Source organism: Streptococcus vicugnae (assembly GCF_016461705.1).
Lineage (GTDB): Bacteria > Bacillota > Bacilli > Lactobacillales > Streptococcaceae > Streptococcus > Streptococcus vicugnae.
In genome coordinates this window covers 112,389-126,489 of sequence record NZ_JAEMHW010000003.1, presented here as the reverse complement: position 1 = coordinate 126,489, position 14,101 = coordinate 112,389, and the positions used below count along the sequence as shown (strand labels likewise).

General features: G+C 37.7%; 13 protein-coding genes. All 13 read left to right on the top strand.

The features are described 5' to 3' along the window. Positions 1-7 precede the first annotated feature (7 nt). Positions 8-1,051, top strand: a complete 1,044-nt coding sequence (locus tag JG537_RS07535; RefSeq protein ID WP_199544692.1) for a YeeE/YedE family protein — start codon at positions 8-10, stop codon at positions 1,049-1,051. Between the two features lie 2 nt (positions 1,052-1,053). Continuing rightward, positions 1,054-1,281, top strand: coding sequence for a sulfurtransferase TusA family protein (locus JG537_RS07530; RefSeq protein ID WP_014293788.1), 228 nt, complete (start codon positions 1,054-1,056; stop codon positions 1,279-1,281). A 129-nt stretch (positions 1,282-1,410) separates the two neighbouring features. Further along, positions 1,411-2,211: a Cof-type HAD-IIB family hydrolase gene (locus JG537_RS07525; RefSeq protein ID WP_199544690.1), complete on the top strand. Its 801-nt coding sequence runs from the start codon at positions 1,411-1,413 to the stop codon at positions 2,209-2,211. A gap of 198 nt (positions 2,212-2,409) precedes the next feature. After that, the gene (locus JG537_RS07520; RefSeq protein ID WP_009853254.1) at positions 2,410-6,315 is read left to right on the top strand and encodes a GH32 C-terminal domain-containing protein; all 3,906 of its coding nucleotides are present in this window, start codon (positions 2,410-2,412) and stop codon (positions 6,313-6,315) included. Positions 6,316-6,479: 164 nt separating this feature from the next. Next, complete coding sequence (locus JG537_RS07515; protein WP_009853255.1) at positions 6,480-7,445, top strand: sugar ABC transporter substrate-binding protein; 966 nt, start codon at positions 6,480-6,482, stop codon at positions 7,443-7,445. Then, the gene (locus JG537_RS07510; protein ID WP_009853256.1) at positions 7,445-8,761 is read left to right on the top strand and encodes a sensor histidine kinase; all 1,317 of its coding nucleotides are present in this window, start codon (positions 7,445-7,447) and stop codon (positions 8,759-8,761) included. The genes JG537_RS07515 and JG537_RS07510 overlap by 1 nt, the downstream gene beginning before the upstream one ends. Next, complete coding sequence (locus JG537_RS07505; RefSeq protein ID WP_009853257.1) at positions 8,758-9,441, top strand: response regulator transcription factor; 684 nt, start codon at positions 8,758-8,760, stop codon at positions 9,439-9,441. Before JG537_RS07510 ends, JG537_RS07505 begins: the two co-directional genes overlap by 4 nt. After that, complete coding sequence (locus JG537_RS07500) at positions 9,428-10,735, top strand: ABC transporter substrate-binding protein (RefSeq protein ID WP_012961339.1); 1,308 nt, start codon at positions 9,428-9,430, stop codon at positions 10,733-10,735. The genes JG537_RS07505 and JG537_RS07500 overlap by 14 nt, the downstream gene beginning before the upstream one ends. 165 nt (positions 10,736-10,900) lie before the next feature. Beyond that, a complete protein-coding gene (locus JG537_RS07495) occupies positions 10,901-11,329 on the top strand; it encodes a PTS sugar transporter subunit IIA (RefSeq protein ID WP_003067864.1) in 429 nt (142 codons plus the stop codon). Positions 11,330-11,347: 18 nt separating this feature from the next. Further along, positions 11,348-11,842: a PTS sugar transporter subunit IIB gene (locus tag JG537_RS07490; protein ID WP_009853259.1), complete on the top strand. Its 495-nt coding sequence runs from the start codon at positions 11,348-11,350 to the stop codon at positions 11,840-11,842. A gap of 76 nt (positions 11,843-11,918) precedes the next feature. Further along, positions 11,919-12,767, top strand: a complete 849-nt coding sequence (locus JG537_RS07485) for a PTS mannose/fructose/sorbose/N-acetylgalactosamine transporter subunit IIC (RefSeq protein WP_199544688.1) — start codon at positions 11,919-11,921, stop codon at positions 12,765-12,767. Position 12,768: 1 nt separating this feature from the next. After that, a complete protein-coding gene (locus tag JG537_RS07480; protein ID WP_132868832.1) occupies positions 12,769-13,602 on the top strand; it encodes a PTS system mannose/fructose/sorbose family transporter subunit IID in 834 nt (277 codons plus the stop codon). Positions 13,603-13,737: 135 nt separating this feature from the next. Next, a complete protein-coding gene (locus JG537_RS07475; RefSeq protein ID WP_199544687.1) occupies positions 13,738-14,025 on the top strand; it encodes a PTS fructose transporter subunit IA in 288 nt (95 codons plus the stop codon). Positions 14,026-14,101 lie beyond the last annotated feature (76 nt).

The window sequence follows — 14,101 nt, the reverse complement described above, 5'->3', positions numbered from 1 at the left end:
GTAATAAATGCTTTTAAAAATAATTTCAGGTGGTCTTGTAGGTATTGCCTTTGGGTTTGTCTTGCAACGTACACGGTTCTGTATGACAGGTGGCTTTAGAGATATGTATATTGCCAAAAATAATACTTTATTCTACGCGTTTTTAACAGCAATCACGGTAGAAAGCGTTGGTGTTCTTAGTCTAATTAAGTTGGGAATTGTTTCCTCTCCTTATGAGGATTACTCAGTGCTGGGGGCGATTATAGGATCTTATTTGTTTGGGATTGGTATTGTGTTAGCAGGTGGTTGTGCTACAGGAACTTGGTATCGTGCAGCTGAAGGATTAATAGGTAGTTGGGTGGCCTTATTTTTCTATATGTTAAGTGCAGCAAGTATGAAGTACGGTGCTTTACAATTTTTAAATCAAGCAATTTCCAAATACTGGGTAGTTAACGATAATTTAGCAGGGCAATTAGGTATTTCGGTGTGGTATTTTGTTTTACTTTTAGTCATTGTAACAATACTTTTAGTAATCAGAGAATTAAATAAACCTAAAAAAATTGTTGCTACTCTTGCTCCCAAATATAAAGGAATTCGACATTTGCTTTTTGAAAAGCAATATCATAAGTTTTGGGCTGGATTCGTCATTGGTTTGATTGCTCTTATAGCATGGCCAGCAAGTGAGTTTGCTGGACGTACAGGTGGTTTGGGTATTACAACACCTTCTGCTAATCTTATTAGTTATGTTGCGACTGGTGATATTAATTTACTTAATTGGGGAGTCTTTCTTGTTTTGGGAATATTCCTAGGATCTTATATTGCTGCTCGAGGTGCTGGAGAATTCCGATGGCGTCTTCCTGATATAAAAACTATTAGGAAGAGCACTGTTGGTGGTATTCTTATGGGAATAGGTGCTTCTTGGGCAGGGGGATGTACGATTGGAAATGGTTTAACAGCGACAGCGGTCATCTCTAGCAAAGGTTGGATTGCTTTGCCCTTAACTATTCTTGGAGTATGGACTGCATCTTATTTTATATTTGTTAAGCCAAATCAATATTTGAAAGGAGAGTAGTTATGGCTGTGGTAGAACTTGAAACGGGTGGATTAGTGTGTCCTTTTCCATTGATTGATGCTAAAAACAAGATGAAAGAATTATCAATTGGTGATGAACTTCTTATTAAATTTGATTGTACACAAGCAACGGAGAGTATTCCAAATTGGGCAGCAGAGAATAGCTACCCTGTTACGCGTTTTGAACAAGTTGGTCAAGCTTCATGGGAGATTGTTGTTCAAAAACAGTAACTAACCTTTTAACCAACCCAAGTTCGAGTTAGTTTTTGACTTGGGCTTTTTTTTGTTATTATCAGGAAATAGTTTTTGAAACCCTTTTCAAAAAGTGCTATACTGAGAGAAAATAGGAGGAAAAGTACAATGGTAAAAATAATTTTTAGTGATATTGACGGCACTCTTATTAATGATGCCTTGAAAGTGACGCCTAGGACACGCCAAGCTCTTCGTCATGCTGTTGATACAGGTATTTTATTTGTTCCAGTTTCGGCGCGTATGCCAGAGGCGATTAAGCCAATTTTGAAAGATTTTTTACCTGATGTACCCATGATTTCCTATAATGGTGCCCTCACCCAAGATGAACAAGGGCAAGTGATTGATAGCTGTCCGATGAGTCCACAAGAAGCGCAAGCCATTTGCCAGTATTTAGAAAAAGAAGTTTCAGAGGTTGCTTGGAATGTTTACAGTGGTGAAAAGTGGTTGTCGCAAAATCGAATGAATAAATGGATTTCTCGTGAGGAAGAAGTTGTTGGACTGGTTTCTCAGGAGGCGGATTTGGAGGCAATTGGGCATTTGTCTGAAGTTCATAAACTGCTTTTGATGGGAGAACCAGAGAAAATGGTTACCTTGGAAGAAAAGTTAAAAGAACTCTATCCTGGCTTGTCGATTGCACGTTCGTTGCCGTATTACATAGAAGTGATGGCAAACGGCATTCAAAAAGGACGCGCAGTTAGCCTATTAGCCGACCATTATGGTGTTGATACGTCTGAAACCTTAGCATTTGGTGATAATTTTAACGACCTAGACATGCTGGAAGTTGCAGGCGAGGCATATGTCATGGCAAATGCTCCGCAGGAAGTTAAGGAGCGTGTTGGACACGTAACAGCCAGTCACAATCATGATGGAATTGCCTTGGTTTTGGAGAAATTTAAACTAGCTAGATAAACGATTTTTTTATAACGATTGTCAAATTCCTACGCTTTGATGTAGGAATTTTTTTGATGACTTTTGCCACTAAAAAATTGATTTTTGTCATATCAAGCTGGTGACAAATGTTTAATGATAACGCTTTCTCTTTTTGCTAATATTATTTCTGTTGAATGTTGAAGCTACTTTGACAAATTTCAATAGGAGAAAGGACTTATGAAAAAAGAACAAGAAAAGAAATGCGTTAATTGGTTTATGCACAAACGCGGTAAACAATGGATTTATGGCTGTGGTGTTTTAGTTTGTGGTATAGTCTTAGGGACTGTAGCTACACCTGTTATGGCTGATGAAGCTGTATCTTCACCAACGGAATTGGTAACGGTTGCAGATGTAAATGCCGACAACAATACAAACACAGACCAAAAAACTGAAGTAGATCAAGAAACACAACAACCTGCAAATCAGGTAGAAACTCCAGAAAATCAAACACCAATTGAACAAGGAGTGGTTGGAGAGCAAAATCAAAAAGTTACAGAAGAAAATCAAGTAACAGAAAACCAAGATGTTACACAACAAAATCAAGTAACTGAAAATCAAGAACCTGCGACTAAAACTCAAGATGATGCTCAAAAAACTGAGACAACAGATGCTGAAGAAAAAGTTGAAGTGACTGATTCACTTAAACAAAAGGCTGATCAACCTAACGAAAGCACCGAAAAAGCTAGAAAAGCCCTTTCTACTAATTTAACTACGAAAAAAGAGAGTAGCTACAACACAAATCTTCAAGGCTTGAGCTATGATGCAAATGTTTGGGAAGTTCGTGAAGATGGTTTGTATAGTAATGCCATCGGAGAAGGAGATAGTTTCCTTTTGTCAACATCAGCAGGTAAAAACTTTGTCTTCCAAACAGATGTAACATTCTTACAAAATACAGGTGCAGCTTCGCTTGTTTTCCGCTCGACTGGTGATGCTCAAAATCTAAAAGGTTATGTAGTCAATCTCGATGGTAATTCTCATAAAATAAAATTCATGCGTTGGGGTGAAGCAAACCTTATCGATGAAAAAGAAATCGAAGCCACATCAGATAATAAGTATTCTTTAAAAGTTGTTGCTGCCAATGGTTGGATTTCATATTATATTAACGGTATCTTGGTTGCAAACTTGAGTGACTATACCATCCAGCGTGACGACCGTGGTCAAACAACATATATTAAAGATGGTAATTTCGGTCTTTTGAACTGGAATGGTGAAATGATTTTCCAAAATACTTTTTACCGTGAACTCACAGATGCAGAATTACCAATTCTTAAGGATGTAACAGTTTCTTCAAAAAATGGTCCGGTTGAACCTAAAGGACAATTCTTCCCAGAAGGTGCTGTTTATATCCAATACGTATCACATGATGCTTCAACTGTTGACTTAAGTTTTGTTCCGAATAATCAAGATGCAGTCATCAAAGTGACAGATGATCAAGGCAATGTTTATTCAGATCCAAGCAATATTCCAGTATCAGTGGGTGCAAACTACCTCACAGTGACAAGTACTTACACAGTAGATGGTTACGAAGTAACATCGACTTACCGTATTAATGTTCACCGCCGTCAATCAGCAGAAGTTTATTATAATGAGAACTTCCGTGATCAATATCACTATTCTGTTAAAGATGGCTGGGCAAACGATCCAAATGGTTTAGTTTATTATAATGGTGTTTACCACATGTTCTATCAATTTTATGATGATATACAATGGGGACCAATGCACTGGGCACATGCGACAAGTACTGATTTGATTCACTGGGAAGACCAACCGATTGCTTTTTATCCAGACTATAATGGTGCAATGTTCTCTGGTTGTATCGTAGCTGATCCTAATAACACAAGTGGTTTGTTTGAAGGTGATAAGGGTGGATTGGTTGCCTTGATTACAGCTGATGGTGAAGGTCAACGTATCAAAGTTGCTTACAGTAAAGATGAAGGTAAGACTTGGCAAAAACTTGATGAAGTTGCAGCTGACTGGTCAACCGACCCATTGCAAAATCGTGATTTTCGCGATCCTAAAGTCTTCCGTTGGGAAGGTAAATGGTTCATGGTTCTTGCTGGCGGTCCACTTCGTATCTATTCATCAGATAACTTGCTTGATTGGTCAGTGGAATCAACTTACCCAGATCTTCATACAGAATGCCCAGACCTTTATCCAATCATGGCAGAAGGCAATACAGTGAAATGGGTTCTTTCACGCGGTGGACGCTATTACAAAGTTGGTGATTTAAAACAAGTTGATGGACACTGGAAATTCGTTGCGGACGCTGATTACCAAGAATCAGATGGTATCATGAACTTTGGTAAAGATTCATACGCTGCAATGACTTACTACGTACAAGATTTTGGTACTAAAGATAACCCAACAATTCCTCAAATTATTGAGCTTAACTGGATGAATACTTGGGATAACTATTGTAACCTTGTTGCTGAACGTACTGGTCAAAAATTTAATGGTACATTCAATCTTAACTTGACACTTGGTCTTGTCAAAGATGGTGATAAATATGTTCTTACTCAAACACCAATCAAAGCATATGAAAGCTTACGTGATGTAGACCATAAAGTCGAATACAAAGACGTTGTTGTTGGCAAAGATAATAATCTCTTCAAAGACTTCTCTGGAGACACTTACGAAATTGTAGCTCACTTTAAACCAAGCGATAGAACAACAAAAGTTGGTTTCAATCTCCGTGTTGGTCAAGGTGAAGTAACAAAAGTTTACTATGATTTGCAAACAGGACGAATTGCTATCGACCGTAGTCAATCAGGTATTATACTCACAGAGCTCTTTAGAAATGTTGATAGCCAAGCTGTGACACGTAATGCCGATGGAAGTATTGACCTTCACATCTTTGTTGACCGTGCTAGTGTTGAAGTCTTCACAAAAGGTGGTACTGTTACTGGTGCTAACCAAATCTTCACCTCACCACAAAGTCTTGGTCTTGGGGTATTTGCTGAAGGTTATGAAGCTAAAGCAGATATTGCTCTTTATCCATTAAAGAGTATTTGGAAAGACAAAGTTGAAACTACTAAACCACAAAGCATTGTCCCTGCTTCTGCTAAAAATGTCAGAATGAATGTTGGTGACAGCACGGTGGTGAAAGCGTATGTCTCTCCAGCGGTTGTTAACCAAGATTTGCTTTGGTCAATTCTTAACAATGGCAATGTGTCAACAGAAATTTCTGGTAACCAAGTCTTTGTGAAAGCACTGAAGAAAGGTCAAGTGATTGTTAGAGCACAATCTAAAACTGACCCATCAGTTTACCAAGATTTTGTTCTTGATATTCTAGAAGACAACTTTAAGACAAATGTTAAAAATGTGAAAGTCTTCGCTGGTGATTGGCATGCTGACGGTGAATCATTGAAAGTTGAAAACCATAACTCAAATGACATTTACATGGCAGCAGATAAGATGCCTTATGAAAACTATCAAATGGATTTGGATATCAAATACGGTCGCGGGGTTGTAAATATCTTCTTTGCTTCAGGCAATCCAGATGCTAACAATGCCTATAGTATCCAATTCGGTGGCGATAATTCTGTTCGTTTGTTCCGCTTCTACAGTGATACTATTTCAGAATCACAAATGACAGCAGCCATTAATGACAATCAATTCCACCACGTTCGTTTGGTGAAATCAGCAAACGCTATTCAAGTCTTTGTTGATAATCAATTAGCAATGTCTTACACATTTGATCAAGTTGAAGATTTCTTCAATAATCCATATATTGGACTTGGTCTTTGGGACGGTGAACTTGAAGTTCAAAACTTCTTCGTTGTAGATTTGGATGCTAAAGAACCAACACAAAACGAAGAAAAGGTCGAAGTTGTGCCAACAGATCCTCAAACACCAGCAGAACAAGTAGTTACAACAACTACATTGGCAGCTAAAGCGCCTGCTAAATCAGAAAAAGCTACAGATGCTAAAGCTCCAGTTATTCCAAAAACTGCTCTTGTTTCAGAAACTGTCTTGCCACAAACAGGTGAAAAAGATAGTCATCTTGCTGGACTTGGTATCGTATCAATCCTAGCAGCTATGGGAGCATTCTTTGGACAATTCTTCAAGAAAAAAGAATCATAACATTTAGGATATTAGGGAAATGAAAAGAAAGGAGAATGGTTGTTTTCCTTTCTTTTTCTTCTTGATAGCTGTCAATCACGACCAAATTGTCTAGACATTTTAAACATGCTATAATATTTGTGTATTGTTAGTTGATATTTTTGAGTAAGTAGATAAGGTAGGGAATGAAAAAAGGAAAACTTATAGCATTAATAGTAAGCGTTTTTATTGCGCTGTTAACGATGCTTGGCATTTATCTTCATTACAAATTAGTTCCTTATAATGAAAATCGTGTCAAAATAGGAGCAACTTATATGACCATGAACAATGATTTCTATAAGGTTCTAAATAATGAAATCGATAAAATAGTAGAGGAAAACAACGATATTCTCTACACAAGGGACCCAGCACTTGATGTTAATAAACAGACTCAGCAAGTGGAATTATTTATCAAAAAAGGGGTCAATATTATTATCATCAATCCTGTTGATGCCAACAGCAAAAAATTGATTAAAGTTTTGAAGAAAGCTAAGAAAACAGGAATTAAGATTGTGGTTGTGGATAGTCAGCTTTCAGATAATTCTCCAGTGGACACGACGATTGTGTCAGATAATTATCAAGCAGGTGTCCTATGCGCGAAAAACCTTATGCAGACTCAGTCAAGTGCTAAAATTTTACTTTTAGAGCACCAAAAAGCGGTGTCTGCGGTTGATCGGATCAATGGTTTTTTGGCGACAATCAAGGGACATGATAGCTATCAAGTTGTTGATAGAAAAGATTGTTTGGGTCAGACCGAGGTTGCCATGCCACAAGTTGAATCAGTTATCAATTCTGGGGTAGATTTTGATACGGTCATGGCTCTTAATGACCAAGTGGCAATAGGGGCGCTTGCTGCTATTGAGAATATGAAAGTTACAGCTCCTGTTAAAATTTATGGTGTTGACGGTTCACCTGACATGAAAAACTTATTAGCAACAACTAGTTCTATTCAAGCTACCGTTGCACAGTCACCTTTGACCATTGGTGAGAAAGCTATTCAAGCTGGTTATCGACTTTATCAGGATAAAAAAGTAGATAAAGAGATTGTTATTCCAGTTGAATTCATGACAAGTGACAATGTCTTAAATAGTGATTTAACGGGGTGGCAATAATGAAAGTTTTAAAAAATGTTGAATTTGCCAAACGTGCGCTGTTGGTCATTAATTTTTTAGCGGTGCTTTTTTACAGTTCAGTCTATCTGTCAGCGACTAAGTACATTATTGAAAATAATTTTAGTCGTTCGCTGTTAGAAAAAATCAATATTATTCCAAGTTCACCTGAGCGAATTTTTTGGTTATCAAATTTATTTTTTATTGGCTTACTTTTGGTGATGTATGTCAGAAATCGTGAATTTGAAAGGGAAACCAAGGTGCGCGATTGGTTAGCTGCTCTTGAAATCATTTTGCTGTTTGCGACTTTTTTTGCTTTGCAACTATCATATAATGGCTTGATTTTATTGGTCTTCATGGATATTTTCTTTTCATATACGGACTTTTACACCTTTCGCGAAAAAAAAGCTTGGTTACTTTTTATTGTCGCTAGTTTTGGTGCACTTTTGCTATCAAATTATGATGTGTTGTCACTTTTGGTGAGAACGCCTGATTTGGATGTTTATATCAATTTCTTTCCAGCAGGCACACGTCTTGTGATTTCGTTCATCAAGAATTGTCTGGTGTCACTTAATATGATTGTCTTTATCATTTCATTGATGACTTATATTATTTATTCGGTGACAGAAAATCATAAGATTGAGGAAGAATTATTAATGGCTGCGCAAGCCAATACGCGTTTGAAGGAATACGTTGCGGTGTCTGAAAAGATTACTGAAGATAGGGAACGTAGACGTATCGCGCGTGAAATTCATGATACGATTGGACATGCTTTGACGGGAATTTCGGCAGGGATTGATGCCGTGACGGTTTTGATTGACCTTGACCCAGAACATGCCAAAAAACAATTAAGCAGTGTTTCAAATGTCGTTCGCGAAGGGATTGTTGATGTTCGACGATCTCTTAATAAAATGCGACCAGGTGCTCTTGAAAATCGTACGTTGAAAGATGCTCTAGAGAAGATGCTTTCAGAGTACCAAGAGTTGTCACACTTGCAAATTGATTTAAATTATCACTGGGATAATGTTGACTTTGATAAGACCAAAGAGGACGTTATTTTCCGAGTTATTCAGGAATCTGTAACGAATTCTTTGCGACATGGTCGTGCAACCAAAATCAGCATTACCATGCTTAGTGAGAGTGATTATGTTTTATTGATTAAGGATAATGGAACAGGAAGTGAAACCATCAAGTATGGTTTCGGCTTAACGCAGATGACAGAACGTTTAGCCATTATTGGTGGTCGCGTTGCCTTTTCTGGTAAAGATGGATTTTCTACAACGATTCATATCTCTAAAATACAAGGAGAAGAAGGATGATACGAGTACTTATTGCAGATGATCAGGAGCTGATTCGCGAATCTTTGAAGATTGTTTTATCAGCGTATCCTGATATTGAAGTTGTTGGGGCTGTGAGTGATGGAACAGAGGTCCTAGAAACTCTGCCAACGAGCAAACCTGATGTTATTTTGATGGATATTCGTATGCCAAAAATGGATGGTGTTTTGTGTACCAAAGCAGTCAAAGAAAACTATCCAAATATCAAGGTTATCATTTTGACGACATTTGATGATGATGATTTTATCTACAGCGCTCTTAAATACGGTGCGACAGGTTACATGTTAAAAGGGACGTCAATGGATGATTTGCACGATGCTGTTGTGACAGCCAATGAAGGACGTGCCATGATAAACCCTGATATTGCAACCAAGGTTTTTAAATTATTTTCACAAATGGCTCAATCAAATTTTGCTATCCAAGTTGACGATGACTTGGTTCATGACATTAGCAAAATGGAATGGCGTATCATTCAACAAATCGGATTTGGTTTGTCAAACAAAGAAATTGCTGCGAAGTTGTATTTATCAGAAGGAACAGTGCGCAATTACCTTTCTAATATTTTGTCAAAACTCAATTTGCGAGATCGTACGCAATTAGCGATTTGGGCAGTTCAGACAGGTGTAACACTCAAATCATTTGAGGATGATGACCATGACTAAACTAACCAAGATAAAACTTTGGCTTTCGGTGCTTGTTCTTTTAAGTGCTTGTGTTGGTGGTTATGTTTATTATCAAATGCAACAAAAGACGATTTTAAAGATTGGTGTTTATGCTGGCAGCAGCTGGGATGTGCCAAACGGTAATGATTATAAAGTTATTGACACAGCCATTAAACGCTTTGAAAAACTCCATCCTAGTGTCAAGGTTGTCTACGAAAGTGGGATTTCAAAGGCAGATTATTCAAACTGGTTGACAGATCAGATTGTCGCTGGAAAGCAACCTGATGTCTTTATCGTGCCAGAAGATGACTTTAATCTTTTGTCATCAACAGGTGCCTTGTCTAATTTGGATAGTAGCATCAGCACTAGTTTTTATGATTCAATTTTTTATAAGTCGTCTTACCAAGCTGGAGAATACAATCATAGCCATTATGCCTTGCCGTTTGAAAGCAATCCAACCATGATGTGTATTAACATTGATCTTCTTGAAAAAGAAGGCATTAGCATTCCAAAATCAGGTTGGACGGTTGATGATTTTTATAACATTTGTAAACAAGTCACCAAAGATACAGATGGCGATGGAGTCATTGATCAGTACGGTTGTGTTGGCTATACTTGGCAGCAAGCTGTTGCGGCTTATGGCGCAAAACTTTTCAATGAAACAGGTAGCAAAGCGTATTTTGATAGTGAAAAGGTTAAAAAAGCTTTGGGGTTAATTACTCAACTAAAAGCTCTAAATGGAAATTATGAAGTAACGACAAAAGACTTTGATGAAGGAAAAGTTGCCTTTATTCCAATGTCATTAGCCATGTATCGAACTTATAAACCTTATCCTTACCACGTTGCTAAGTATTCAACATTCTCATGGTCTTGTGTGACCATGCCAGCTAGCCAAAAAGGGGTTGATGCGACACAGGTTTCAACATCACTTTATGCGATCTCATCGAAAACAAAACACCGCAGCGCTGCTTGGAAATTTTTAAAATTTTTGTGCACTGACGAAAAAGTCCAACAGTCTGTCTTCAATTACTCTCAAGGAAGTTCAGTTTTGAAATCTGTCATGCGCAGTCAAGCAACAGAGGATAAATTGAAAGAAGACGGCTTTGGTTCTGAGTCTTTGACCGTTTCAACGCTAGATTCGATGCTCAGCCAAGGTGTGACTAAGCCAACTTTTAAAACTTACAATAGTGTGATGAATCAAGCGGATTATATCATCAATAAATCCTTAGCTAATAACAGCATTGATAGTGATTTATTTGCTATTCAGAAGGAAATTGAGGATAGTTTAAAATAAAAAAGAAAGTCTGGAAAGAATTGTTCCAGACTTTTTTCATGTTTTCTAAAAATGACAATTGTCATTTTCAATGTTGCGATTGTCATTATCATGAGATGACAAACGAGAGTGTGAAAACGCTTAATACATTGATAGAATAATAGACAGATAAGGAGAGAAAAAACTATGAAGTATTTACTACTGGTGAGTCATGGTGGTTTTGCAGAAGGTCTCAAAACTTCTTTGGCTATGTTCGCTGAAGATAAGATGGACCAAGTCATTGCGGTTGGTTTGAAAAATGGAAAAACCGTTGATGATTTTGCGCAAGATTTCAGACAAGCCATTTCAGGTTTGACAGCTGAAGATTCAGTTATCGTTCTTGCAGATATTGTTGGTGGTAGCCCACTTACAACAGCTTGCAGTGTTTTGGACGAACTTGGCAAACTTGATGACGCTGTTATCCTTGGTGGTATGAATTTACCAATGGCAATTACCTCAGCAGTTATGAAAGATATGCTTGAGGGTGATGCTTTTGTTCAAGCTGTTTTGCCAGAAGCTCAAGCAGCTCTTCAAGAATTCAAAATCGCTTCAGATGATGAAGAAGACGACATTTAATTAAAAAGGAGATTAACAATGACTGTTTCATTTGTACGTATTGACGACCGTATGATTCACGGACAAACCGTAACACGCTGGGCAAAAGAATACCCATGTGATGGTTTGATCGCTGTAAACGATGCTGCTGCAAGCAACAAAGTTTTGACACAAGCTTATAAAGGTGCTTCAGACAAGAAAACTTTTGTTTGGACAGTAGATGCCTTTGGTAAAAAATCACAAAAAGTTTTGGATTCAGATACAAAATATTTTGTGATTACTAAAAACCCAATTGACATGAAAAAACTTTTAGTTGACCAAGGTTTCGTTCCTAGCGACGTTAAGGAAATCATCGTTGGCCCATGCAACGACCGTCCAGGTGCTGTCAAACTTGGTAACAACCAATCAATCACACAAGAAGAAGCTGATGCAATTGAAGCAATCGAAAAAGCAGGTTACAAAGTTAAATTCCAACTTCTACCTGACGTTTCAATTGGTTACTGGTCAGATTTCAAATCTAAATTTGGTTATTAATAGTGACAGTTTATCCAGAAGCCAAGGTTTCTGATGACTTAATAAATTTTTTTAATAATATAGGAGAAGAAGTATTATGACAATTTCTTGGTTTCAAGCGGCCTTGTTAGGTTTGTTTGCATGTTTGTCTTCAATGCCAGGACTTGGTGGTACAACTATTGGTAACTATACTCTTGGTCGTCCTCTTGTCGGTGGTCTTGTCTGTGGTCTTATCCTTGGTGACATCAAAACAGGTGTTATTTGTGGTGTGGCCATGCAATTGGTTTACATTGCTCTTGTCACACCAGGTGGTACTGTTTCAGCCGATGTACGTGCAGTATCTTATATTGGTATCCCTTTGGCAATGGTAGCCATCCATTCACAAGGTTTGTCAGCTGACTCAGCTGATGCGGCTAATTTGGCTAAATCAATGGGGACTCTTGTTGGTACTGTTGGTACAGTGCTTTTCTACGGAACAGCAACAATGAACCTTGTTTGGCAACATATTGGTTGGCGTGCTGTTGAAAAAGGAAACTTTAAACAACTTTACAAAGTTGACTGGTTGTACCCATGGGTATCACACATTGTCTTTTCATTTGTACCAACATTAATCATGTGTAAACTTGGTGCAACTGCTGTTACTGCAATGAAAGATGCTCTTCCAATGGATGGTATCCCAATGAAAACCCTCTTCACAGTCGGTGCTTTGTTACCATGTGTCGGAATTGCCATTCTTTTGAAACAAATTGTTGAAAAAGTGACTGACTTTATTCCATTCTTTGTTGGCTTCACTTTAGCAGCTTCACTTGGTTTGAACTTGGTATCATGTGCAGTGATTTCATTAATCTTTGCCGTATTATTCTACGAACTTGAAATGGCTAAAACTGTAAGAGCAACAGCCACAGCAGCTGATGATTTTGATGACGATGATGAGGAGGATATCTAAAATGGCTCAAAAGAAATTAACAAAGAAAACCTTGATGAAATCTTTCCATCATTGGTATTATGGTAACCTTACTTGCTTCTCACAAGAGCATATGCAAACCTTTGGTTACTTGACATCAATGCTTCCAATCGTGGAAGAATTGTATGATAAAAAAGAAGACCAAGCACGTTCAATGCAAACCTATACAGCTTTCTTTAATACTGAACCTCAACTTGGTGCTCTTATCGTTGGTATCACAGCAGGGCTTGAAGAAGCGCGTGCTAATGGTTCAGAAGAAGTTGATGATGAAACAATCAATGGCCTTCGTGCAGGGCTTATGGGACCTGTGGCTGGTATCGGTGACTCTCTTGTTGTTGGTACATTGATTCCAGTTATCTTGGGTATCGCTCTTGGGCTTTCAACTGGCGGATCGCCAATCGGTGCTATCTTCTATATTCTTGTGTGGAACTTGCTAGCCTATTTTGGCATGAAATTTGCCTATTTCAAAGGTTATGAACTAGGTGATAAAGCTGTTGAATTCCTTGTCGGTGCCCAAGGTCAAGCTATTCGTAAAGCCGTGTCAATCGTCGGTGGTATGGTTGTTGGTGGTGTTGCCGCAACTTGGGTATCTGTTAAAACATCATTCCAACTTGGTAGTGCTAAAAACCCCTATTTGGTTCTCCAAGATAAATTGGATGCTGTTTATCCAGGTTTCCTTACAGCCTTATTTATTGTCTTTTGCTGGTGGTTGATGGCTAAGAAAAACATCTCACCAATTAAAGTAATGCTTTTGCTTGTTGTAATTGCTTTTGTTGGTGTTCTTGTTGGCTTCTTCAACCCTGGTCTATCTTACTAATATTCTTTGAAAATCACATTGTAACTAAGACATATTCCATTTCCAAAACGATAGAGGTTCCCCAAACCTTTAAAATGCTAATTTGTTTAGATGTGATTTTCACTGGGTAAAGATTTCAATGGGAAGGAAAAAATCATGACAAAATCAGAACTTATCAGAGGTTATGAAACTGAAATAGCGTATCAAAAACATATGCTAGAAAATTTAGGTCGTTGGATGACCTTGCTTCTAGCCGTAGCTAGTCTGGGATTTGTACTTATTTACTTTTTCCACAATACAAATATCATTTTGCTAATTATTGGTTTTGTCTTGATGATTTCTGGAAGCCTTGGAATGCTGCTATTTGGTTATGGCATTTACCGTGGTAGGAAAAATATTGCAAAAGTCATCAACGACTTTGAATTAAAACTCCAATCATTTTAAATTTAATGTGTAAACTCTTTTTAAATACTACTCTAAAATAACAATACAAAAAAATTACAATACTTACTCAAATATT

Bases quoted from the DNA above. Each gene is read 5' to 3' on its own strand.
- JG537_RS07535 (WP_199544692.1), top strand. From the start codon at position 8: ATGCTTTTAAAAATAATTTCAGGTGGTCTTGTAGGTATTGCCTTTGGG.
- JG537_RS07530 (WP_014293788.1), top strand. From the start codon at position 1,054: ATGGCTGTGGTAGAACTTGAAACGGGTGGATTAGTGTGTCCTTTTCCA.
- JG537_RS07525 (WP_199544690.1), top strand. From the start codon at position 1,411: ATGGTAAAAATAATTTTTAGTGATATTGACGGCACTCTTATTAATGAT.
- JG537_RS07520 (WP_009853254.1), top strand. From the start codon at position 2,410: ATGAAAAAAGAACAAGAAAAGAAATGCGTTAATTGGTTTATGCACAAA.
- JG537_RS07515 (WP_009853255.1), top strand. From the start codon at position 6,480: ATGAAAAAAGGAAAACTTATAGCATTAATAGTAAGCGTTTTTATTGCG.
- JG537_RS07510 (WP_009853256.1), top strand. From the start codon at position 7,445: ATGAAAGTTTTAAAAAATGTTGAATTTGCCAAACGTGCGCTGTTGGTC.
- JG537_RS07505 (WP_009853257.1), top strand. From the start codon at position 8,758: ATGATACGAGTACTTATTGCAGATGATCAGGAGCTGATTCGCGAATCT.
- JG537_RS07500 (WP_012961339.1), top strand. From the start codon at position 9,428: ATGACCATGACTAAACTAACCAAGATAAAACTTTGGCTTTCGGTGCTT.
- JG537_RS07495 (WP_003067864.1), top strand. From the start codon at position 10,901: ATGAAGTATTTACTACTGGTGAGTCATGGTGGTTTTGCAGAAGGTCTC.
- JG537_RS07490 (WP_009853259.1), top strand. From the start codon at position 11,348: ATGACTGTTTCATTTGTACGTATTGACGACCGTATGATTCACGGACAA.
- JG537_RS07485 (WP_199544688.1), top strand. From the start codon at position 11,919: ATGACAATTTCTTGGTTTCAAGCGGCCTTGTTAGGTTTGTTTGCATGT.
- JG537_RS07480 (WP_132868832.1), top strand. From the start codon at position 12,769: ATGGCTCAAAAGAAATTAACAAAGAAAACCTTGATGAAATCTTTCCAT.
- JG537_RS07475 (WP_199544687.1), top strand. From the start codon at position 13,738: ATGACAAAATCAGAACTTATCAGAGGTTATGAAACTGAAATAGCGTAT.